This window comes from Cellulomonas sp. Leaf395 (assembly GCF_001424125.1).
Taxonomy (GTDB): Bacteria; Actinomycetota; Actinomycetes; order Actinomycetales; family Cellulomonadaceae; genus Cellulomonas.
Genome location: NZ_LMQI01000002.1, coordinates 157,181 through 177,161 on the forward strand (window position 1 = coordinate 157,181; position 19,981 = coordinate 177,161).

A 19,981-nucleotide genomic window follows, 5' to 3' on the forward strand; every position below is an offset into this window, starting at 1 on the left:
TACTCATCGGTGCGTGCTCATCGGGCAGCCATCGGCTTCCAACCCGCTTTCCGTATCGACGATCGGCCTCGCCGCCGGGAACTACCCGACGACGTCCTGCTCCTGCTGCTCCTCGAGGTGGCGGTGCACCGCGCTCGTGCCGGGCTGCCCCGCAACTCGCAGGGCGCGCCCGAACGCTCGCCGGCGTTCGGCCTTCTCGAGACATCCAGGATCGGGGTGCAGCCATGCCCCCCTGCCCGGCATCCGGCGACCGACATCCACGAGAAGAACGGCGGGGCTCCCGCCTGCACTCTCCTGGACAGCGACCACCCTCAGCAGGGCTGACCTCGGGCCGGTGGCTCGGCACCCCACGCACGTGCGCAGCGGACCCATGCCAGAGACACGTTCGAGTGTCTGTGGGGTCCGCCGGCTCGACGGGAGGAGCCGGACATCCGGCCCAGCCGCAGCAAGTCTACCGCGCCGCGGCTCCGGCGGCGTCACACGTGAGGTCACTCACTGCCGTCCCCACCGTCGTCGGCACCCTGGGCTGCGTGCGACGCGTTCTCGCGCTCCCCCGGGACCTCGGCGTCCGAACGGATGTCGATGCGCCACCCGGTCAGCTTGGCGGCGAGGCGAGCGTTCTGCCCCTCCTTGCCGATGGCGAGCGACAGCTGGTAGTCCGGCACGATCACGCGCGCCGAGCGCGCCTCGGGGTCGACGACGGTCACGGAGAGCACCCGGGCAGGAGACAGGGCGTGGGCGATCATCTCCGCCGGGTCGTCGGCGTGGTCGACGATGTCGATCTTCTCGCCGTGCAGCTCGGCCATGACGGCACGCACGCGGCCGCCCATCGGGCCGATGCAGGCGCCCTTGGCGTTCACGCCGGCGACGGTCGCACGGACGGACATCTTGGTGCGGTGGCCGGCCTCGCGCGCCATCGCGGTGATCTCGACGGTGCCGTCGGCGACCTCGGGCACCTCGAGCTCGAACAGCTTGCGCACGAGGTTCGGGTGCGAGCGGGACAGGGTCACCTGCGGGCCACGCTGGCCGCGGGCGACCTCGAGGACGTAGCCGCGGATCCGGTCGCCGTGGACGTACTCCTCGCCGGGGACCTGTTCGTGCGCGGGCAGGACCGCCTCGGTGCCACCGACGTCGATGAGTACGGTGCGGGGGTCACGCCCCTGCTGGATGACCCCGCCGAGGACCTCGCCCTCCTTGCCGCGGAAGGCGCCGAGCACCTGGTCGTCCTCGGCGTCGCGCAGGCGCTGCACGATGACCTGGCGGGCTGTCGCGGTCGCGATGCGCCCGAAACCGTCCGGGGTGTCGTCGAACTCGGGGCCGTCGGGCCCGGGCGGCGGCATGATGCCCTCGTCGTCGGGCTCACCCACGGGTGCGGCCTCGCGCGCCCACACCGTCACGTGCCCGGTCTTGCGGTCCACCTCGACCCGCGCCCGCGTCTGCGCGCCCGGCGTGCGGTGGTAGGCGGACAGCAGCGCCTGCTCGATCGCGGAGACCAGCACGTCGAGGCTGATCTCCCGTTCGCGCTCGAGCAGCCGCAGCGTCTGCATGTCGATGTCCATCTCAGCTCTCCTTGCCGGCAGCGGCGTCGTGGCCGGCTATCTCGTCTTGGTCCACGTCGTCCACAGGGCCGATGCCCGACAGGTCCACCTCGACGTGCGCGTGGCGCACCTCCGACAGGGACACACGGACGGGCTCGCCCACCACCGGCTTGCGACCCTTGAGCCCCGGTGTCACAGGCACCACGACGATCGAGTCGTCGGGCCCCGAGCGGTCCACCTCGGTCAGCCGGCCGGCCAGCGACCCGCCGTCCGACAGCGTCACGGTGACCGTGCGCCCCACCGCGTGCGTGAAGTGACGGCGCTGCGTCAGAGGGCGGTCGACGCCGGGGCTCATCACGTCGAGGGTGTACTCACCGACGATGACGTCGGCAGCGTCCAGGGCGTCGGAGACGGCACGGGTGGCCTCCGCCACGCGGTCGAGGTCCAGGCCGCCCTCGTCGTCCTCCGTCACGTCGAGGACCACCTCGACGACGGAGCGCGAGCCTGCCTTGCGCACCGTGACGTCCTCGAGCACGAGTCCCACGTCCGCGACAGCCGGCTCCACGACGTGCCGGACCCGCTCTGCGTGCGCTGGCGCGACCATGTCAGCCTCCTGTCGGTCCAGCGGGTCGTCGGCGAGCGACGTTGCGACCCTGTGATGTTGTGGGACCACAGTAACGAGTCCGGGCGTGCCCGACGGCCGCGGCCCCTCGGCATGGCAGGATCACCGGCGATGAGCGTGGACGAGAACCCTGCAGGCCACCGGGATCACGCGCGCCCGACTCGCTCGATCGCGCGCGCGCTGGCCGCGGCAGTGACGGTTCTCACGCTCGCCGCCTGCGGTCTGCGGGTGGAGACACCACCGCCCGTCGAGCCGAGCCCCGACGCCGTCGAGCAGGTCCGTGCCCGGACGGTCGCCGACTCGCTTGCGCTCTCGGCCGCGGCGACAGCGGCCGTGCTGCTCCCCGACGGCGCGGTCGAGCCGGTCGCTCCGGTGCTGGCGGACGTGACCAGCTTCTCCGACCAGCACGCCGACCAGCTGGGCGGCGTGTACGTGTCCGGGCTGCCGGCACCGACGGACTCCCCCACCGCGACCGGCGCGCCGACGACCGCCTCCGTGGCCGAGGTGCTCGAGGAGCTGGGAACGGCGACCCGGACCGCCCTCGCGGACGCGGACGCGGTGACCGACGGCCCCCTCGCACGGCTCGTCGCCTCGGTCGCGACCGCCCGCGGGGAGCTGGCCACGCGCCTCGCCGCGGCTACCGGGGTCGAGGTGCCGTCGCTGGTCCCCGACGAGGTGCCACCCACCGACCCGGCTCCGAGCCCGACGAGCACGACCAGCACGGCGAGCCCGACGCCGACCTCCGGCATCGCCGGGATGAGCACCGATGACGTCGGCGTACTGGCGTTCGTGCACGACGAGGCCGGGTACGGCTTCGAGGTGATCGCCGCCAAGCTCTCGGGAGACCAGCGCTCCGCGGCGCTCGCGACGGCGACCGCGCACCGCGACCGGAGCGAGGACTGGGCGGCCGCTGCCGGCATCGACGGCTCCGCGCTGGACCCGCGGCGCGCGTCGTACACGCTGCCCGCCGGGCTCGAGGACCCCGCGGTCTCCAGCGCTCTGGCCCGCACGCTCGAGACCTCGATCGCCGACGCGCACGCCAACGCGGTCGCCCTGGCCGACCCCGGTCACCGGTCGACGCTCATCGACGGCCTGCGCCGCGGCACGGTCGACGCTGCCGCGTGGGGCGCCACACCGGTCCCGTTCCCGGGTCTGCCGGAACGCGCCCAGCAGCCCGGCTAGGTGTGCTCGGCCGGGTGCGGCTTCAGGCCGTGAGCAGCTCCGCCACGAGGGCCGACACCCGGTCGGCCGCCTCGGTGACGGCCACCTGCTCGGCCGTCCCGCCGACCCGCGGACGGACCTCGACGACGCCCTCGGCCAGGCCGCGGCCGACGACGACCACCAGCGGGACACCGAGGAGCTCCGCATCGGCGAACTTCACGCCGGGCGAGACCTTGCCGGGTCGGTCGTCGTAGAGCACCTCGACGCCACGCGACGACAGCTCGGTGGCGAGCGCGTCCGCAGCCTCGAACACGGCCGGGTCCTTGCCCGTGGCGACGACGTGCACGTGCGCAGGGGCCACGTGCGCCGGCCAGGCCAGCCCGCGCTCGTCGTTGTTCGCCTCGGCGAGTGCGGCGAGCACGCGGGTGACACCCACGCCGTAGGAGCCCATCGTCACCACCTGCGCCTTGCCGTTCTGGTCCAGCACCGTGAGGCCGAGCGCCTGGGCGTACTTGCGCCCGAGCGCGAAGATGTGGCCGATCTCGATGCCGCGCGCGAGCTCGAGCGGTCCGGAACCGTCCGGTGCCGGGTCCCCGGCGCGGACCTCGGCCGCCTCGACCGTGCCGTCCGCAGTGAAGTCCCGGCCGGCGACGAGGTCGAACACGTGCTTGCCGTGCTCGTTGGCGCCGGTGATCCACCGGGTGCCCGCCACGACGCGCGGGTCAAGCAGGTAGCGGATGGCAGTGCGCTCGGCACCGTCGGCGACAGGGACGTTCGGGCCGAGGACCTCGGGTCCGAGGTACCCGCGAACGAGCTCCGGGTGCGGTGCGAAGTCGGCGTCGCCGGCGGCCTCCACCTCGGCCGGCGCGACGGCCGCCTCGAGGCGCTTGAGGTCCACCTCGCGGTCGCCAGGCAGGCCGACGACGAGCAGCTCGCGCTCACCGCTCGGGTGGACGAGGGCCAGGACGACGTTCTTGAGCGTGTCGGCTGCGGTCCAGGGCCGGTCCGGGCGCGCGAACTTCTCGTTGGCGACGGCGACGAGGGTGTCGATGGTCGGGGTGTCCGGGGTGTCCTCGACGTGGGCCGCCGGGGCGTCGTCGAAGGGGATGTCGTCGGGGACGACAGTCGTCACCGCCTCGACGTTCGCTGAGTAGCCGCCCGGCGAGCGCACGAAGGTGTCCTCGCCGATCGGGGTCGGCGTGAGGAACTCCTCGGAGCGCGAGCCACCCATGGCGCCGGACGTGGCCGCGACGACGACGTACTCGAGTCCGAGCCTGGTGAAGATGCGCTCGTAGGCGTCGCGCTGCGCCTGGTACGAGGCCTCGAGCCCGGCGTCGTCGACGTCGAAGGAGTAGGCGTCCTTCATGATGAACTCGCGTCCGCGCATGAGGCCGGCGCGCGGACGCGCCTCGTCGCGGTACTTCGTCTGGATCTGGAAGAGCGTGAGCGGCAGGTCCTTGTACGACGAGTACAGGTCCTTGACCAGCAGCGTGAACATCTCCTCGTGCGTGGGCGCGAGCAGGTAGTCACCGCCCCTGCGGTCCTTCAGCCGGAAGATGTTCGGCCCGTACTCGCTCCAGCGGCCCGTGGCCTCGTACGGCTCCTTGGGCAGCAGCGCGGGGAAGTGGACCTCCTGCGCGCCGGCCGCGGCCATCTCCTCGCGGACGACCTGCTCCACCTTGGCCAGCACCCGCAGACCCAGCGGCAGCCAGGTGTAGATGCCGGGGGCGGCCCGGCGGATGTAGCCCGCGCGCACGAGCAGACGGTGGCTGGCGACCTCGGCGTCGACCGGGTCCTCACGCAGAGTGCGGAAGAAGAGCTGGGACAGGCGGATGAGCATGTGAGGAGCGTAGTTGCCCGCTCGATGTGACTCGCACGAGATTCCGGCGTACGCCACGATGGGGCCGTGCCAGAGCTGCCCGAGGTGGAGGCGCTCGCGCAGTTCCTGCGCGGGCGGACGGACGGCCATGTCGTGACCGAGGTGTCGATCGGCGCGATCAGCGCGCTGAAGACGTTCCGGCCACCGCCCGACGCGCTGGTCGGCGGCACCGTGATCGACGCGCAGCGGCACGGCAAGTGGTTGGACCTCATGGTCGCGACGCCCACGGGTGAGCCACTGCACCTGATCTGGCACCTGTCGCGCGCCGGGTGGGTGCGCTGGTCGGAGCAGCTGTCGACCAACCCTGTCCGGCCCGGCAAGTCACCGCTCGCGCTGCGCGTCCGCCTCGACGACGGCTCCGGCTTCGACCTGACCGAGGCGGGCACCCGCAAACGGCTCGCGGTGCACGTCGTCGAGGACCCGACCGACGTCGCACAGATCGCGTCGCTGGGCGTGGAGCCGCTGTCCGACGAGTTCACGGAGGACCGCCTGGCCGAGCTGCTCGCGTCGCGCAACCAGCAGGTCAAAGGCCTGCTGCGCGACCAGGGGACGATCGCGGGGATCGGCAACGCGTACTCGGACGAGATCCTGCTCGCGGCCAGGATGAGCCCGTTCGCGATGACGAGGTCGTTCGACGCGGACCGCACCCGGATCCTCTGGGAGGCGATCCGCGAGGTGCTCACCGGTGCCGTCGAGTCGGCGTCGGGAAAGCCCGCGGCCGAGCTCAAGGACGCCAAACGCCGCGGCATGAAGGTGCACGGGCGGACGGGTCAGCCGTGCCCGGGGTGGGACGACGTGCCCTGCGGGGACACGGTGCACGAGGTGTCGTTCGCGGACTCGTCCCTGCAGTACTGCCCCACCTGCCAGACCGGCGGCAAGCCGCTCGCCGACCGGCGGATGTCCCGGCTCCTGCGCTGAGGCGCGTTCAGAACAGGACGGTCGCGTAGGTGCCGACCTGCCGGAAGCCCACCGCGCGGTACGCCGCGAGCGCCCGCGTGTTGTAGCTGTTCACGTAGAGCGACACCAACGGTGCCACCTCGCCCCGGGTGATCTGCACCACGGCGGCCATCCCAGCCTCGGACAGCCGTTCGCCGCGCCGGTCCGGCGCCACCCACACACCCTGGACCTGCGCCACTCCCCCGGCAACGGCACCGAGCTCGGCCTTGAACACGACGTCACCCGAGCGTCGACGGCCGGCGACGCCCGCCGGCGGGTCGATGCGCACGAACGAGCGCCCCTGGGCGATCAGACCGTGCACCCGCGTCTCGTACGGTCCGCCGGGGCCGCTGACGGGCGAGTAGCCGACCTCCTCGGTGAACATCCGGACGCATGCCGGGAGCACCGTGTCGAACTCCTCGGGCCGGGACCGGCGCACGCGGGGGTCGGCCCCGATCAGCGGCGCGTGCTCGATCACCATCGACGGCTGGTCGTCGCGGACCTCCCGGGCGGCCGGCCAGAAGTAGCGGAGCCTGCCCCACAGCCCGAGCACCGCCTCGGCGGGTCCCACGATCGACGAGCAGCGTCGGCCCTGCCCGCGCGCGAGCCCGGCGAAGGCGTCGAGCGCGCGATTCACCACCTGGGGGTCGTCCACCGGGACGACCGGAACCATGTTCGCTCCGGCGTAGCAGACGGCGAGAAGCTCGCCGTTCTCCTCGTAGCCCCAGAGCGTCCCACCCGCGGCGCGCAGCGTCCGTCCGACAGCCTGCTCGAGCCGGGAGGTCGCGAGGACGGAACCGACCGCGTCGCGCGCGCACACAGCGAGGGCGGCCTCGAGGTCGACGTCCCCGAGGACGCGACCTCCGGCCCGACCGTCGAGCAGAGCAGCGCGGCGTTGCACCATGGGTAGATCCTGCACCACGGGCGTCCGCTTCACCCCATCTCCCACACGTCGATCGAGTGAACGCCGGGCGGCAGCAGCGGGTCAGCCGACGGTGACGACGGGCGCTCCGTCGCCGGACTCCACGGGATCCATGCTCTCCGCGAGGCGCATGGCCTCCTCGATGAGCGTCTCGACGATGAGAGCCTCGGGCACGGTCTTGATGACCTCACCCCGCACGAAGATCTGGCCCTTGCCGTTGCCGGAAGCGACGCCGAGGTCCGCCTCGCGGGCCTCACCGGGACCGTTGACGACGCAGCCCATGACGGCGACGCGCAGCGGCACCTCCATGCCCTCGAGCCCGGCCGTGACGCGCTCGGCGAGCGAGTAGACGTCGACCTGGGCGCGACCGCACGACGGGCACGAGACGATCTCGAGCTTGCGGGGGCGCAGGTTGAGGGACTGCAGGATCTGGATCCCGACCTTGACCTCCTCGACGGGCGGCGCGGACAGGGACACGCGGATGGTGTCGCCGATGCCCTTGCTGAGCAGGGCGCCGAACGCGGTCGCGGACTTGATGGTGCCCTGGAACGCCGGACCGGCCTCGGTCACGCCGAGGTGCAGCGGCCAGTCGCCACGCTCGGAGAGCAGCTCGTAGGCGCGGACCATGATCACGGGGTCGTTGTGCTTGACGGAGATCTTGAAGTCGCGGAAGCCGTGCTCCTCGAACAGCGACGCCTCCCACACGGCGGACTCGACGAGCGCCTCCGGGGTGGCCTTGCCGTACTTGGCCAGCAGGCGCGGGTCCAGCGAGCCGGCGTTGACACCGATCCGGATCGAGGTGCCGGCGTCGGTCGCCGCGCGGGCGATCTCCTTGACCTGGTCGTCGAACTTGCGGATGTTGCCCGGGTTCACGCGGACCGCGGCACAGCCGGCGTCGATGGCCGCGAAGACGTACTTCGGCTGGAAGTGGATGTCCGCGATCACGGGGATCTGCGACTTGTGCGCGATGGCGGGCAGCGCGTCCGCGTCGTCCTGCGTCGGGACGGCCACGCGGACGATGTCGCAGCCGGCGGCGGTCAGCTCGGCGATCTGCTGCAGCGTCGCGTTGATGTCTGTCGTCTGCGTCGTGCACATCGACTGGACGCTGACCGGGGCGTCGCCGCCGACGTCGATCTTGCCGACCTTGATCTTGCGGGTCTTCCGCCGGGGTGCCAGGACCAAGGGGGGCGCCTCCGGCATGCCGAGGCTGATCGGGATGCTCACGCGCTCATCATCGCACCCGGTCGGTCACGCGCCCGCCCGGGGAGGCGGGTGTGCACGAGATCACCCCAGGGTTACCACGCGTCGGACCTCGTCAGATCTGGACCGGGTTGACGATGTCGGCGTAGATGAGCAGGAGACCCACCGCACCGAGCAGGACGAACACCGAGTACGCGAGCGGGACCAGCTTGGCCGAGTCGAACGGACCCGGCCGAGGCAGCCCCCGCAGACGCGCGACCTGCCGTCGGCCACCCTCCCAGAGGGCGGCGGCCACGTGCCCACCGTCGAGCGGCGGAAGGGGGATGAGGTTGAACACGAACAGGGCGATGTTCAGCGCGGCGAGCATCTGGAGCAGGGCCGCAGCCTTGAGCTGCCACTCGATGCCGTCGACCGAGGCGATCTCCCCGGCGAACCGACCGACGCCGACCACGCCGATGATGCTGTCGGCGTCGCGCGGGGTGCCGTTCACCTGCGACTCGACCAGGTCCCCGACGCGGGCGGGCAGAGTGGAGACGACCTTGATCGTCTGCCAGGTGGTGTCGGCGACCGCGACCGGCACGCTCACCGGGGACTGCCGGACCAGCTCCCGCGACGGGGTGATCCCGAGGAAGCCGACGGACTCGGTCACCGGGTCTCCCGCGCTGTCGAGGACCGGGTTGTCGGCCTCGTCGTACACGGGACGGTCCGCCACGACGGGCGTGATCGTGAGGTCCACCAGCTCGCCGTCGCGCTCGACGACGATCGGGACGGCCTCGGCGTCGGAGGCTCGGATCAGGCCGGAGAGCTGGTCCCAGGACGTGATCTCGGTGCCGTCGTAGGACACGACGCTGTCCCCCGGCTCGATGCCGGCCGCGGCGGCCGGCGCGGCGTCATCGGCCGCCGTGCACTCGAACGACTGGTCGGCGTCGACCGGGATGACGCAGGTGGACACGCTCGCGAGGTTCGTGGTGAACGTCGGCAGGCCGATCCCGACCAGCACGATCGCCATCAGGAAGAACGCGATGACCAGGTTCATGACGGGCCCGCCGAGCATCACGACCAGCTTCTTGGGCGTGGACAGGTGGTAGAAGGCGCGGGCGTCCTCGCCGGGACGGATCTCCTCGGCGCTGGCCTGCCGGGCGTCGCGTGCGAGCCGGCCGGTCCAGGTGCGCGCCGGCGGGTTGCCCACGGCAGCTTCGGGCGGGTACATGCCGACGAGGCGGACGTAGCCACCGAGCGGGATCGCCTTGAGCCCGTACTCGGTCTCGCCCTTCGTGCGCGACCACAGCGTCGGGCCGAAGCCGACCATGTAGTGGCTCACCCGGACGCCGAAGCGCTTGGCGGGCACCATGTGGCCGACCTCGTGCAGCCCGATGGACAGCAGAAGCACCACGAACACGATGAGTACAGCGACCAGGTACTCCATCGACCCCTCCGTCAGCAGCCCCGCACGCACGCGCAGAGAACGGGTCTCGTCGACACCGCGGAGGACATCTTGCCTCGTGTCCCTGGGAACCTCCTGCACGCCCGCCGCGGTCACCCGATCAGCTCGATGGCCAGGTGGAATGGCGGTCGGCGGATTTCGTCGTGTGATCCTTTTCCGAGCACGAGATCGGCACTAGCGTCCCCTCATGACCACCGTTTCCGCCCCTCCCCTCGAGCAGCGCCGCGTCCTGCACACACCGATCCCCGGACCGCGCTCGATCGCCCTGGGCGCGCGGCGCGCTGCCGCGGTCGCCGCCGGGGTCTCGTCGACGCTCCCGGTGTACGTGAACCGAGCGGCGGGTGCGGTGATCGAGGACGTCGACGGGAACGTGCTGATCGACCTGGGCTCCGGCATCGCGGTCACGTCCGTCGGATCGAGCGCGCCGGAGGTCGTCGCGGCGGTCGCCGCACAGGCGGCGGACTTCACGCACACCTGCTTCATGATCAGCCCGTACGAGGAGTACGTCGCCGTGTGCGAGGCGCTGGCGCGGATCACCCCCGGCACCCACGACAAGCGGTCGGTCCTGGTCAACTCGGGCGCCGAGGCCGTCGAGAACGCGGTGAAGATCGCGCGCCGCGCCACCGGCCGTCCGGCGGTCCTCGTGCTCGACCACGCCTACCACGGGCGCACCAACCTCACGATGGCGATGACCGCGCGGGCCATGCCCTACAAGACGGGCTTCGGCCCGTTCGCGGGCGAGGTCTACCGCGTGCCGGCGTCCTACCCGCTGCGGGACCCCGCGGGGATGACCGGCACGCAGGCGGCGCTGCGGGCCATCGGTGTGGCGGAGCGCCAGGTGGGCGCCGACCAGGTGGCAGCACTCGTCGTCGAGCCGATCCTCGGTGAAGGGGGCTTCGTCGTCCCGGCGCCGGGGTTCCTGTCGACGCTCGCCACGTGGGCGGCCGACCGCGGGATCGTGCTCGTCGCCGACGAGGTGCAGACCGGGTTCGCCCGGACCGGCGCGATGTTCGCCATGGAGCACGAGGGGGTCGTGCCCGACCTCGTCGCCATGGCGAAGGGCATCGCGGGTGGGCTGCCGCTGGGCGCAGTCACCGGGCGCGCCGAGCTGCTCGATGCCGTGCACGCCGGTGGGCTGGGCGGCACGTTCGGCGGGAACCCCCTCGCGTGCGCCGCGGCTCTGGCGTCGATCGAGATCTACGAGCGTGACGACCTGGCGGCCGCTGCGCGGGCGATCGAGGCGGTCGTCGTCCCCCGGCTGACGACCCTCCGGGACGAGGTCCCGGCCGTGGCGGACGTGCGTGGGCGAGGAGCGATGCTCGCACTCGAGCTGGTCACCCCTGGGACGCTCGAGCCCGACAAGGCCGGCGCCCAGCGGGTCGCGGCGGCGTGCGCGGCACAGGGCGTCCTTGTGCTCACCTGCGGGACCTGGGGGAACGTCCTGCGCCTGCTCCCCCCGCTGGTCATCGGGCACGACCTCCTCGACGAGGCCCTGACCGTGCTCGAGGACGCGGTCCGCGCACTGTAGGCGGGCTCAGGCGTCGAACGCAGACATCACGTGCTTGATGCGGGTGTAGTCCTCGAAGCCGTACATCGACAGGTCCTTGCCGTACCCGGAGTGCTTGAACCCGCCGTGCGGCATCTCCGCCACGAACGGGATGTGGGTGTTGATCCAGACCACGCCGAAGTCCAGCGCGCGGGACACCCGCAGCGCCCGACCGTGGTTCTGCGTCCACACCGAGCTCGACAGCCCGTACCGCACGCCGTTCGCCAGCGTGATCGCCTCGTCCTCGTCGGTGAACGTCTGGACCGTGATGACCGGCCCGAAGATCTCGTCCTGCACGGCCTCGTCGTCCTGCTGGAGCCCCGCCACGACAGTCGCCTCGACGAAGTACCCGACGTCCCCGACACGGTGCCCGCCGGCCAGGATCGCCGCGTGGTCCGGGAGCCGGTCGAGGAAGCCGGTCACCCGGTCCAGCTGCAGCGCGTTGTTCACGGGACCGAACGCGACCTCCGGGTCGCTGGGCACTCCGGTGCGCTGACCCTTGGCCGCCTCCGCGAGCGCCGCGACGAAGTCGTCGTGCACGGACGCGTGCACGAGCACGCGGGTGGCCGCCGTGCAGTCCTGGCCCGCGTTGTAGTACCCGGCGCCCGCGATGCCCTCGGCGGCGGCGGCGAGGTCCGCGTCGGCGAACACGATCACCGGCGCCTTGCCGCCCAGCTCCAGGTGGACGCGCTTGACGTTCGCCGCGGCGGCGGCGGCCACCTGTGATCCCGCGCGCACCGACCCGGTGATGGCCACCATGTCGGGTCGCTGGTGGGAGACGAGGGCCCGGCCGGTGTCGCGGTCACCGCAGACGACGTTGAGGACCCCGGGCGGGAGCACCTCGTTGGCCACCTGCCCGAGCAGCAGCGTCGAGGCGGGCGTCGTGTCCGACGGCTTGAGGACGATCGTGTTGCCGGCCGCGAGCGCCGGGGCGATCTTCCAGATCGCCATCATCAGCGGGTAGTTCCAGGGCGTCACCTGACCGACGACCCCGACCGGCTCACGCCGCACCCAGGAGGTGTGACCCGCCATGTACTCCCCCGCGCTCAGCCCGTCGAGCACGCGGGCCGCGCCGGCGAAGAACCGCAGCTGGTCGACGCAGGGCGGCACCTCGTCGGTGGCGGTCAGGTGCAGCGGCTTGCCGGTGTTGCGGGACTCGACCGCGACGAAGTCCTCGGCGCGCTGCTCGATCGCGTCGGCGAGGCGCAGCAGCGCCAGCTGGCGCTCCGCCGGTGTGGTGCGACCCCAGGTGGTGAACGCCTCTGACGCGGCACCGTAGGCCGCGTCGACGTCCGTCGTGCCGGACAGCGGAGCACGGGCGTACTCCTGCCCTGTCGACGGGTCGATCACCGACGTCGTGCGACCGTCCGCAGCAGGCCGCTCGGCGCCTCCGATCACGTTGCGCAGCTCGATCAGCTCGGCGGTCTGGCTCACGGGTCTCTCCTCACGGTCGGTGCGCCGCACGCTACGCCGCTCCACCTCCGGGCGGGAGCCCGGAGGGCCGGTTCGGCCGACCGGACCACCGTGGACGCCGGAATCAGAAGTCCTCACGGCCTGTCACGACGGATTCCCTTGCACGAGGCCCTCCTGCGCACCACCATCGGCGGGTGGGCACACGCAGAGCAGCACCGGGGCACCCGGCACTGGACGACGTCTCCAAGGCGATCGTCGAACAGCTCCAGGAAGACGGCCGGCGACCCTACGCGACCATCGGCAAGGCGATCGGGTTGTCCGAGGCCGCCGTGCGCCAGCGTGTCCAGCGCCTCACGGACTCCGGCGTCATGCAGATCGTCGCCGTGACCGACCCGCTGCAGGTGGGCTTCTCGCGGCAGGCGATGATCGGCCTGAAGTGCGAGGGTGACCTCTCGATCGTCGCCGACGCGCTCGCCGAGATGACCGAGGTGGACTACGTCGTGATCACCGCCGGCGGCTTCGACCTGCTGTGCGAGGTCGTGTGCGAGGACGACGACCACCTCCTCGAGGTGCTCAACCAGAAGATCCGCACGCTCCCCGGGGTGCGGATTACCGAGACGTTCGTCTACCTGAGGCTGCGCAAGCAGCCCTACAACTGGGGGACCAGATGAGCAGGACACCCACCGGCACGACCGGCGCCGCGGCGACCCGGGAGATCCCGGGGATGCTGCGGAGCGTGCTCACCGACGCCTGGGCCCGTCGGTGACGGGACGGCCGCTCTGGTCCGACCAGGTCGAGGAGCGCGCCGCGCTCGACCCGCTCGACGGGGACGCCCAGGCAGACGTCGTCATCGTCGGGGCCGGCCTGACGGGACTCTGGACCGCGTATTACCTGCTCGAGGCGGACCCGTCGCTCGACGTGCTCCTGGTCGAGGCGCACGTCGCGGGCTTCGGGGCGAGCGGACGCAACGGCGGCTGGTGCTCCGCGCTCCTGCCGTTGTCGGCCGACGAGCTGGCTCGTCGGCACGGTCGCGACGCCGCCACCGCGATGCGCGCCGCGATGCGGGACACCGTGGTCGAGGTGGGCGGGGTCGCCGCCGCGGAGCTGATCGACTGCGGCTTCGCCTTCGGTGGCACCGTCACCGTCGCCCGCAACCGCCCGCAGCTTGAGCGCGTGGCCGACGCCGTCGCCGCCGACGCCCGGTGGGGTGACGAGTCGCACCTGCTCGGCGCCGACGGGGTGGCCGAGCACGTCCACGTGGCCGGGGCGGTGGGTGGCTCGTTCACGCCCGACTGTGCTCGGGTCCACCCGGCGCGGCTGGTCCGCGGGCTCCTGGACGTCGTGCTGTCGCGCGGCGCTCGGCTGGCCGAGGGGACACGCGCAATGCGCCTCTCGCCCCGCGCGGTCGTCACCGACCACGGCATCGTCCGCGCCCGCTGGGTGGTCCGTGCGACGGAGGCCTGGAGCGGGCACCTGCCCGGGTCGCGTCGCGACGTCGCACCGGTCTACTCCCACATGATCGCCACGGAGCCGCTGCCGCCCGAGGTCTGGGCGCAGATCGGGCTGGAGCGCGCGCAGACGTTCACTGATGCGCGACACCTGGTCGTGCACGGCCAGCGCACCACCGACGACCGCCTCGCGTTCGGTGGGCGGGGAGCGCCCCACCACCTGGGCTCCGCCATCCGGCCGAGATACGACCACGACGACTCCAGCGCCGCGCACCTGGTGCGGGAGCTCGTCGACCTGTTCCCGGTGCTCGAACGGGCCGAGATCACCCACCACTGGGGCGGTCCCCTCGGCGTGCCGCGCGACGGGCACCCGTCCGTGGGGCTCGACGCCGAGACCGGCATCGCCTGGGCGGGCGGGTACGTCGGCGACGGTGTCGCGCTGAGCAACCTCGCGGGCAGGACGCTCGCGGACCTGCTCACCGGGGCGGACAGCGACCTGGTCAGGCTGCCGTGGGTGGGCCACCGCTCCCCGGCCTGGGAGCCGGAGCCGGTGCGCTGGGCGGGCATCACCGCTGCCCAGAGGGCGTCGGCGTGGGCGGACCGCACCGAGGCACGGACCGGTCACCACAGCCGGCTGGACGATCTGCTGAGCCAGGTGCTCGGGCACTGAGCCGTCAGGCGCGCGCCAGGATCTCCTGCGCGCGGGCCCGGGCCCAGACCTCGGCGGCCAGGACGGCGTCGAGCGTCAGGTCGTCCGGCGCGGTGCCCTCGTGCTCCCCGAGCACCCGCTCGACCGTCGTCACGATGTCCAGGAAGCCGATCCGGCCGGCCAGGAACGCCTCGACGCACTCCTCGTTCGCCGCGTTGTAGACCGCCGGGTGCGTCGCGGACGTGGCCACCGCCTCGCGCGCCAGCCGCACGGCCGCGAAGACGTCCTCGTCCAAGGGCTCGAAGGTCCAGGCCGTGGCCTGCGCCCAGTCGCACGGCGGCGCGACCTGCGGCACCCGGTCAGGCCACGACAGCCCGAGGGCGATGGGGAGGCGCATGTCCGGCGGCGACGCCTGTGCCAGCGTGGAGCCGTCGACGAACTCGACCATCGAGTGCACCACCGACTGCGGGTGCACCACCACGGTGATGTCCGCGACCGGCACGTCGAACAGCAGGTGCGCCTCGATCAGCTCGAGGCCCTTGTTCATCAGCGTCGAGGAGTTGATCGTCACGACCGGGCCCATCGACCACGTGGGGTGCGCGAGCGCCTGCCGCGGGGTGACCGCCTTGACGTCGTCGTGGGACCAGCCGCGGAAGGGCCCCCCGGACGCCGTGAGGATGATCCGGCGGACCTCGGGATGGGTGCCGCCGCGCAACGCCTGCGCGATGGCCGAGTGCTCGGAGTCGACGGGCACGATCTGGTCCGGGCGCTGCCGCGCGGCGTGCACCAGCCGACCGCCCACGACGAGCGACTCCTTGTTGGCCAGCGCGAGCGTGCTGCCCGCCCGCAGGGCGGCGAGCGTCGGACCCAGCCCGACCGAGCCGGTGACGCCATTCAGGACGACGTCCGCCCCGCGACCGGCCAGCTCTGTCGACGCCTGCGGGCCCACCAGGACCTCGATCCCGGGCAGGGCGTCCCGCAGCGGCGACTCTGCGCGAGGGTCGGCGACCGCGACCGTCGACACCCCCAGCTCTCGGGCCTGCCGAACCAGCAGGTCGACGCCCCCTCCACCCGCGGACAGACCCGTCACGGAGAACCGGTCAGGGTTGCGGGTGATGACGTCGACAGCCTGGGTGCCGATGGACCCGGTGGACCCGAGGAGGACGACGCTGCGCTGTGTCACGGTGCAATCTTCGTGCATCGTCCGTGCGTCGAGCACCGTGCTGACTACCAGCTCACTCGACGCCGAGCAGAACCTCGACCGCGCGGGCCAGGAAGGCGTCGACCGGGCCCTCCGCGTACGCGTTGCGACCCTTGCGGCGGCGGAACGTCGCGGACCGGACCTCGGCGGCCGACAGCGGGGTGCCCTTGTCGAAGTAGGCGACGAGGCGCTGGCACAGCTCGTCGACGTCGGCCGGCTCGTAGCCCTGCTGGCGACCCTCCGGCGGGGCGAACCGGTCCCCGTCGGGACGACCGAGGCGGCCGTACAGCGTGCGCGCCTGCTCGCTGAGGTGATCCATCCACCCCTGCTGGCCCTTCGTCGCGACGTACTCCGCTCGGGCCCGAGCGACGAACGCGGCCTCCAACCGGTCGAGCGCCGCGTCGACCGCCGCGGTGACGTACCCGCCTCGCACCATGTCGAACGCGACGCCACGGACGTCCTTGCTGGCCAGCCCGGAGGCCGGGCCCTGCTCGTAGACGGCGCGTGCGTGGGCGAAGAAGTCGTCGACCTCGTCCGGGTCGTACCCCTGCTTCACGCCCGAGACGGTCCGGAACATCCCGTCGCTCACTCGTCCTCCTCCGCTGCCAGCTGTCCGCAGGCGCCGTCGATCTCACTGCCGCGCGTGTCCCGGATAGTCGTCGGGATCCCGTGCGCCCGCAAGCGTGCCACGAACTCCTGCTCGACCCGGGGATCGCTCGCGGTCCACTTCGAGCCCGGCGTCGGGTTCAGCGGGATCGGGTTGCAGTGCACCCAGCCGCGACCGCGGGCGTTGAGCTTCTCCCCCAGGAGGTCCGCGCGCCAGGCGTGGTCGTTGATGTCCCGGATCAGCGCGTACTCGATGGAGACGCGCCGGCCGGTGATCTCGAAGTAGCGGTGCGCGGAGTCGAGCGCCTCGTCGACGCTCCAGCGCGTGTTCACCGGCACCAGCTCGCTGCGCAGCTCGTCGTCCGGGGCGTGCAGCGACAGGGCGAGCGTGACCGGGATGCCCTCCTTGGCGAGGCGGTCCATCGCCGGCACCATCCCGACGGTCGAGACGGTCACGTTCCGGGCTGACATGCCGAGGCCGTCGGGTGCCGGGGCGACCAGGCGCCGGACGGTCTCCATCACGGACTTGTAGTTGGCGAGCGGCTCGCCCATGCCCATGAACACGACGTTGCTCAGGCGGGTCGGACCGCCGGGCACCTCACCGTCGGCCAGCGAGCGCGCCGCCGCACGGACCTGCTCGACGATCTCCGCCGTGGACAGGTTGCGCGTCAGACCGAGCTGGCCCGTCGCGCAGAACGAGCACGCGAGCCCGCAGCCCGCCTGGCTCGAGACGCACAGCGTCGTGCGGTTGGCGTACCGCATCAGGACGGACTCGACCTTCGCGCCGTCGAACAGGTGCCACAGCGTCTTGACCGTGGTGCCCTTGTCCGCCGTCTGCGTGCGGTGCGCCGTCAGCAGCTGCGGGAACAGGCCCTCGACCAGCTTGTCCCGCGTCGCCTTCGGCAGGTCCGTCATCAGGGCCGGGTCGTTGGTGAGGTGCGTGAAGTAGTGCGTCGCCAGCTGCTTGGCGCGGAACGGCTTCTCGCCCAGCTCGGTGACAGCCTCGATCCGCTGCTCGGGCGTGAGGTCGACGAAGTGCTTGGGTGGCTTGCCCCGGGGTCCCCGGCTGGGCGAGGAAAGGTCGAGGCGCACGGGTGTACCGGTCATAGCCGTGTACCCCCTCTCGGACTAGGAAGTGTCACGCGGGCTGGAAGACCGTGAGGACCACGTACACGGCGGGGGCGGTCAGGACGAGCGAGTCGAGCCGGTCCAGCAGGCCGCCGTGGCCCGGCACCAGCCGACCCATGTCCTTGAGCTCGAGGTCGCGCTTGAGCAGCGACTCGGAGAGGTCGCCGAGCGTGGCGGTCACCACCGTGGCCAGGCCGAGGATCACGCCGACCAGCGGCTCCCCGTCGAACGCGACCTGCACACCCACCACGCCGACGACGCACGCGAGCACAAGCGAGCCGGCCAGGCCCTCCCAGGTCTTCTTCGGGCTCACCGACGGAGCGAGGGGGTGCCTGCCGAGCAGGACGCCCACCGTGTACCCGCCGACGTCGCTGGCGACGCACAGGAGGATGAACAGCATCACGCGGGCAGCGCCGTCGGGCTCGGCGAGCATCATCATGACGAAGCCGCCGAGGAACGGCAGGTACGCCGCCGCGAACGCCCCCGCGGTCGCGTCCCGCAGGGCGGGCTGGCCGCTCCCGTCGAGCACCCGCCAGACGACGACACCGCCGACGGTCAGCATGAACGCGACGAACAGCGCCTCGGGTCCGGCGGTGTACGCCGACACCAGGATGCCGACCGAGCCCACCAGGAGCGGGAGCAGCGGGAGGTGGATGTTGCGGCGCGTGAACGCCTGCGCCAGCTCCCAGAGCCCGGCCCCGACCGCCAGGACGGCGACGACCGCGAACGCCTCCTTGCGGATGAACAGCGACGCGACCACCGCGACGAGCATGGCGACGCCGACCACGATCGCGACCGGGAGGTCACGACCGGGGCGCGGGGTCCGGGTGGAGGCGATGGCTGTCTGACTCATCAGACCTCGAGGAGCTCGTTCTCCTTGGACGCGAGCAGGTGGTCGATGAGGTCCACGTGCTTCTTCGTCAAGGACTCGAGCTCCTTCTCCGCACGAGAGACCTCGTCCTCGCCGGCCTCACCGTCCTTGACGATGCGGTCCAGCTCCTCCTTGGCCCGCCGCCGGACGTTGCGCACCGAGATGCGGGCGTCCTCCGCCTTGGACTTCGCGAGCTTGACGAAGTCCTTGCGGCGCTCCTGCGTGAGGGCGGGCAGGACGATGCGGATGACGTTGCCGTCGTTGGTCGGGTTCACGCCCAGGTCCGAGTCGCGCAGCGCCTTCTCGATCGCGACGGTCGACGACTTGTCGAACGGCGAGACGAGGATCGTGCGTGCCTCGGTGACGTTGAACGACGCCAGCTGCTGGAGCGGCGTCGGGCTGCCGTAGTAGTCGACGAACACCTTGGAGAACATCGCGGCGTTGGCCCGACCGGTGCGGATCGTCGAGAAGTCCTCCTTGGCGACCTCGACGGCCTTGTCCATCTTCTCTTCAGCCTCGAAGAGGGTCTCGTCGATCACCGGAGCTCCTTCGTGCGAATTGTCGTCGGGGGTCGTTCTGTGCTGTGCCGAGCTGCTCAGCTTGCCGTGATCAGCGTGCCGATCTTCTCACCCTGGAGGGCTCGGGTGACGTTTCCGGCCTCCTCGAGGCCGAAGACCCGCATCCGCACGTCGTTGTCACGGCACAGGCTGAGCGCCGACCCGTCCATGACGCCCAGGTCGTTGACCAGTGCGTCCGTGTACGTCAGGTGCTCCAGCTTCACGGCGTCCGGGTCGGTCCGCGGGTCCGCGGAGTACACGCCGTCGACGCCGTTCTTGCCCATGAGGACCTCGTGGCAGTGCGTCTCGAGCGCGCGCTGCACGCTCACGGTGTCCGTCGAGAAGTACGGCATGCCGGCACCGGCGCCGAAGATGACGACGCGGCCCTTCTCCAGGTGCCGGATGGCCCGCAGCGGGATGTACGGCTCCGCCACCTGGCCCATCGCGATCGCGGTCTGCACACGGGTGCTCACGCCGGCCTGCTCGAGGAAGTCCTGGAGCGCCAGGCAGTTCATGACCGTGCCGAGCATGCCCATGTAGTCGGCACGCGCACGGTCGAGGCCGCGCTGCGAGAGCTCGGCGCCACGGAAGAAGTTGCCCCCGCCGACGACGATCGCGACCTGGACACCGGCGCGGACCGCGACGGCGATCTCGGCGGCGACGCGCTGGACGACGTCGGCCGCGAGGCCCACGTCACCACCACCGAACGTCTCGCCGGACAGCTTGAGCAGGACGCGCCGGTCCGGCACGGCCCCGCGGGTCGACTCGCGGTCCAGGGTCACGGCGCCTCCAGGAGAGTTGGGTCGGGCTGGTCGCGACGGTGGCCCCGACCCCGCAGGGCCGGGGCCACCGTCGATCAC

General features: G+C 72.0%; 19 protein-coding genes. 5 read left to right on the forward strand and 14 right to left on the reverse strand.

What is annotated here, in order from left to right; genetic code table 11:
• Positions 1 to 81 precede the first annotated feature (81 nt).
• The 3 genes from ASG23_RS05000 to rimP form a co-directional block, all read right to left on the reverse strand.
• The gene (locus tag ASG23_RS05000) at positions 82 to 372 is read right to left on the reverse strand and encodes a YlxR family protein (protein ID WP_082515842.1); all 291 of its coding nucleotides are present in this window, start codon (positions 370 to 372) and stop codon (positions 82 to 84) included.
• Positions 373 to 488: 116 nt separating this feature from the next.
• Positions 489 to 1,559: a transcription termination factor NusA gene (gene nusA, locus ASG23_RS05005; protein WP_056021163.1), complete on the reverse strand. Its 1,071-nt coding sequence runs from the start codon at positions 1,557 to 1,559 to the stop codon at positions 489 to 491.
• Position 1,560: 1 nt separating this feature from the next.
• Positions 1,561 to 2,142, reverse strand: a complete 582-nt coding sequence (gene rimP, locus ASG23_RS05010) for a ribosome maturation factor RimP (RefSeq protein WP_056021167.1) — start codon at positions 2,140 to 2,142, stop codon at positions 1,561 to 1,563.
• A gap of 129 nt (positions 2,143 to 2,271) precedes the next feature.
• Between rimP and ASG23_RS05015 the strand changes: the two genes are divergently transcribed.
• Entirely contained in the window at positions 2,272 to 3,342 is a 1,071-nt protein-coding gene (locus tag ASG23_RS05015) for a DUF4439 domain-containing protein (RefSeq protein WP_056021170.1), read from the forward strand.
• Positions 3,343 to 3,364: 22 nt separating this feature from the next.
• Here the strand turns inward: ASG23_RS05015 and ASG23_RS05020 are convergent, their stop codons facing one another.
• Complete coding sequence (locus ASG23_RS05020) at positions 3,365 to 5,161, reverse strand: proline--tRNA ligase (RefSeq protein WP_056021173.1); 1,797 nt, start codon at positions 5,159 to 5,161, stop codon at positions 3,365 to 3,367.
• Positions 5,162 to 5,227: 66 nt separating this feature from the next.
• On the opposite strand from ASG23_RS05020, the gene ASG23_RS05025 reads away from it, so the two are divergent.
• Positions 5,228 to 6,118, forward strand: coding sequence for an Fpg/Nei family DNA glycosylase (locus ASG23_RS05025; protein ID WP_056021176.1), 891 nt, complete (start codon positions 5,228 to 5,230; stop codon positions 6,116 to 6,118).
• Between the two features lie 7 nt (positions 6,119 to 6,125).
• On the opposite strand, the gene ASG23_RS05030 is transcribed toward ASG23_RS05025, so the two are convergent.
• From ASG23_RS05030 to ASG23_RS05040, 3 genes are all read right to left on the reverse strand, one after another.
• Positions 6,126 to 7,040, reverse strand: a complete 915-nt coding sequence (locus tag ASG23_RS05030; protein ID WP_056021179.1) for a GNAT family N-acetyltransferase — start codon at positions 7,038 to 7,040, stop codon at positions 6,126 to 6,128.
• An 81-nt stretch (positions 7,041 to 7,121) separates the two neighbouring features.
• Positions 7,122 to 8,282 carry a flavodoxin-dependent (E)-4-hydroxy-3-methylbut-2-enyl-diphosphate synthase gene (gene ispG, locus ASG23_RS05035; RefSeq protein WP_056021182.1) on the reverse strand — a complete coding sequence of 387 codons (1,161 nt, stop codon included), beginning with the start codon at positions 8,280 to 8,282 and terminating at the stop codon, positions 7,122 to 7,124.
• Positions 8,283 to 8,373: 91 nt separating this feature from the next.
• Positions 8,374 to 9,684: a M50 family metallopeptidase gene (locus tag ASG23_RS05040; protein WP_056022583.1), complete on the reverse strand. Its 1,311-nt coding sequence runs from the start codon at positions 9,682 to 9,684 to the stop codon at positions 8,374 to 8,376.
• 205 nt (positions 9,685 to 9,889) lie between these two features.
• Here ASG23_RS05040 and gabT point away from each other — a divergent pair, with 205 nt between their 5' ends.
• On the forward strand, positions 9,890 to 11,230 hold the full coding sequence (gene gabT, locus ASG23_RS05045; RefSeq protein ID WP_056021184.1) for a 4-aminobutyrate--2-oxoglutarate transaminase: 1,341 nt from the start codon (positions 9,890 to 9,892) through the stop codon (positions 11,228 to 11,230).
• Between the two features lie 6 nt (positions 11,231 to 11,236).
• Here the strand turns inward: gabT and ASG23_RS05050 are convergent, their stop codons facing one another.
• On the reverse strand, positions 11,237 to 12,682 hold the full coding sequence (locus ASG23_RS05050) for a gamma-aminobutyraldehyde dehydrogenase (RefSeq protein ID WP_056021186.1): 1,446 nt from the start codon (positions 12,680 to 12,682) through the stop codon (positions 11,237 to 11,239).
• A 173-nt stretch (positions 12,683 to 12,855) separates the two neighbouring features.
• On the opposite strand from ASG23_RS05050, the gene ASG23_RS05055 reads away from it, so the two are divergent.
• Both ASG23_RS05055 and ASG23_RS05060 read left to right on the forward strand, forming a co-directional pair.
• Positions 12,856 to 13,332, forward strand: coding sequence for an Lrp/AsnC family transcriptional regulator (locus tag ASG23_RS05055; protein WP_056021188.1), 477 nt, complete (start codon positions 12,856 to 12,858; stop codon positions 13,330 to 13,332).
• 91 nt (positions 13,333 to 13,423) lie between these two features.
• Positions 13,424 to 14,779 (forward strand): NAD(P)/FAD-dependent oxidoreductase, encoded by a 1,356-nt coding sequence (locus ASG23_RS05060; RefSeq protein WP_056021190.1) that lies wholly within the window; start codon positions 13,424 to 13,426, stop codon positions 14,777 to 14,779.
• Positions 14,780 to 14,783: 4 nt separating this feature from the next.
• Here the strand turns inward: ASG23_RS05060 and dxr are convergent, their stop codons facing one another.
• The 6 genes from dxr to pyrH are packed head-to-tail and all read right to left on the reverse strand — an operon-like array spanning position 14,784 to position 19,903.
• The gene (gene dxr / locus ASG23_RS05065; protein ID WP_235520892.1) at positions 14,784 to 15,941 is read right to left on the reverse strand and encodes a 1-deoxy-D-xylulose-5-phosphate reductoisomerase; all 1,158 of its coding nucleotides are present in this window, start codon (positions 15,939 to 15,941) and stop codon (positions 14,784 to 14,786) included.
• 52 nt (positions 15,942 to 15,993) lie between these two features.
• A complete protein-coding gene (locus ASG23_RS05070) occupies positions 15,994 to 16,548 on the reverse strand; it encodes a DivIVA domain-containing protein (RefSeq protein WP_056021194.1) in 555 nt (184 codons plus the stop codon).
• Entirely contained in the window at positions 16,545 to 17,672 is a 1,128-nt protein-coding gene (gene rlmN / locus ASG23_RS05075; protein WP_056021196.1) for a 23S rRNA (adenine(2503)-C(2))-methyltransferase RlmN, read from the reverse strand. The genes ASG23_RS05070 and rlmN overlap by 4 nt, the downstream gene beginning before the upstream one ends.
• A gap of 31 nt (positions 17,673 to 17,703) precedes the next feature.
• Positions 17,704 to 18,546, reverse strand: a complete 843-nt coding sequence (locus ASG23_RS05080) for a phosphatidate cytidylyltransferase (RefSeq protein WP_056021199.1) — start codon at positions 18,544 to 18,546, stop codon at positions 17,704 to 17,706.
• Entirely contained in the window at positions 18,546 to 19,103 is a 558-nt protein-coding gene (frr, locus tag ASG23_RS05085) for a ribosome recycling factor (RefSeq protein ID WP_056021202.1), read from the reverse strand. Before frr ends, ASG23_RS05080 begins: the two co-directional genes overlap by 1 nt.
• Before the next feature lie 56 nt (positions 19,104 to 19,159).
• Positions 19,160 to 19,903, reverse strand: a complete 744-nt coding sequence (gene pyrH / locus ASG23_RS05090) for a UMP kinase (RefSeq protein ID WP_056021205.1) — start codon at positions 19,901 to 19,903, stop codon at positions 19,160 to 19,162.
• Positions 19,904 to 19,981 lie beyond the last annotated feature (78 nt).

Bases quoted from the DNA above. Each gene is read 5' to 3' on its own strand.
- ASG23_RS05015 (WP_056021170.1), top strand. From the start codon at position 2,272: ATGAGCGTGGACGAGAACCCTGCAGGCCACCGGGATCACGCGCGCCCG.
- ASG23_RS05040 (WP_056022583.1), bottom strand. From the start codon at position 9,684: ATGGAGTACCTGGTCGCTGTACTCATCGTGTTCGTGGTGCTTCTGCTG.
- ASG23_RS05030 (WP_056021179.1), bottom strand. From the start codon at position 7,040: ATGGTGCAACGCCGCGCTGCTCTGCTCGACGGTCGGGCCGGAGGTCGC.
- gabT (WP_056021184.1), top strand. From the start codon at position 9,890: ATGACCACCGTTTCCGCCCCTCCCCTCGAGCAGCGCCGCGTCCTGCAC.
- ASG23_RS05020 (WP_056021173.1), bottom strand. From the start codon at position 5,161: ATGCTCATCCGCCTGTCCCAGCTCTTCTTCCGCACTCTGCGTGAGGAC.
- ASG23_RS05000 (WP_082515842.1), bottom strand. From the start codon at position 372: ATGGGTCCGCTGCGCACGTGCGTGGGGTGCCGAGCCACCGGCCCGAGG.
- nusA (WP_056021163.1), bottom strand. From the start codon at position 1,559: ATGGACATCGACATGCAGACGCTGCGGCTGCTCGAGCGCGAACGGGAG.
- rlmN (WP_056021196.1), bottom strand. From the start codon at position 17,672: ATGACCGGTACACCCGTGCGCCTCGACCTTTCCTCGCCCAGCCGGGGA.
- rimP (WP_056021167.1), bottom strand. From the start codon at position 2,142: ATGGTCGCGCCAGCGCACGCAGAGCGGGTCCGGCACGTCGTGGAGCCG.
- ASG23_RS05080 (WP_056021199.1), bottom strand. From the start codon at position 18,546: ATGAGTCAGACAGCCATCGCCTCCACCCGGACCCCGCGCCCCGGTCGT.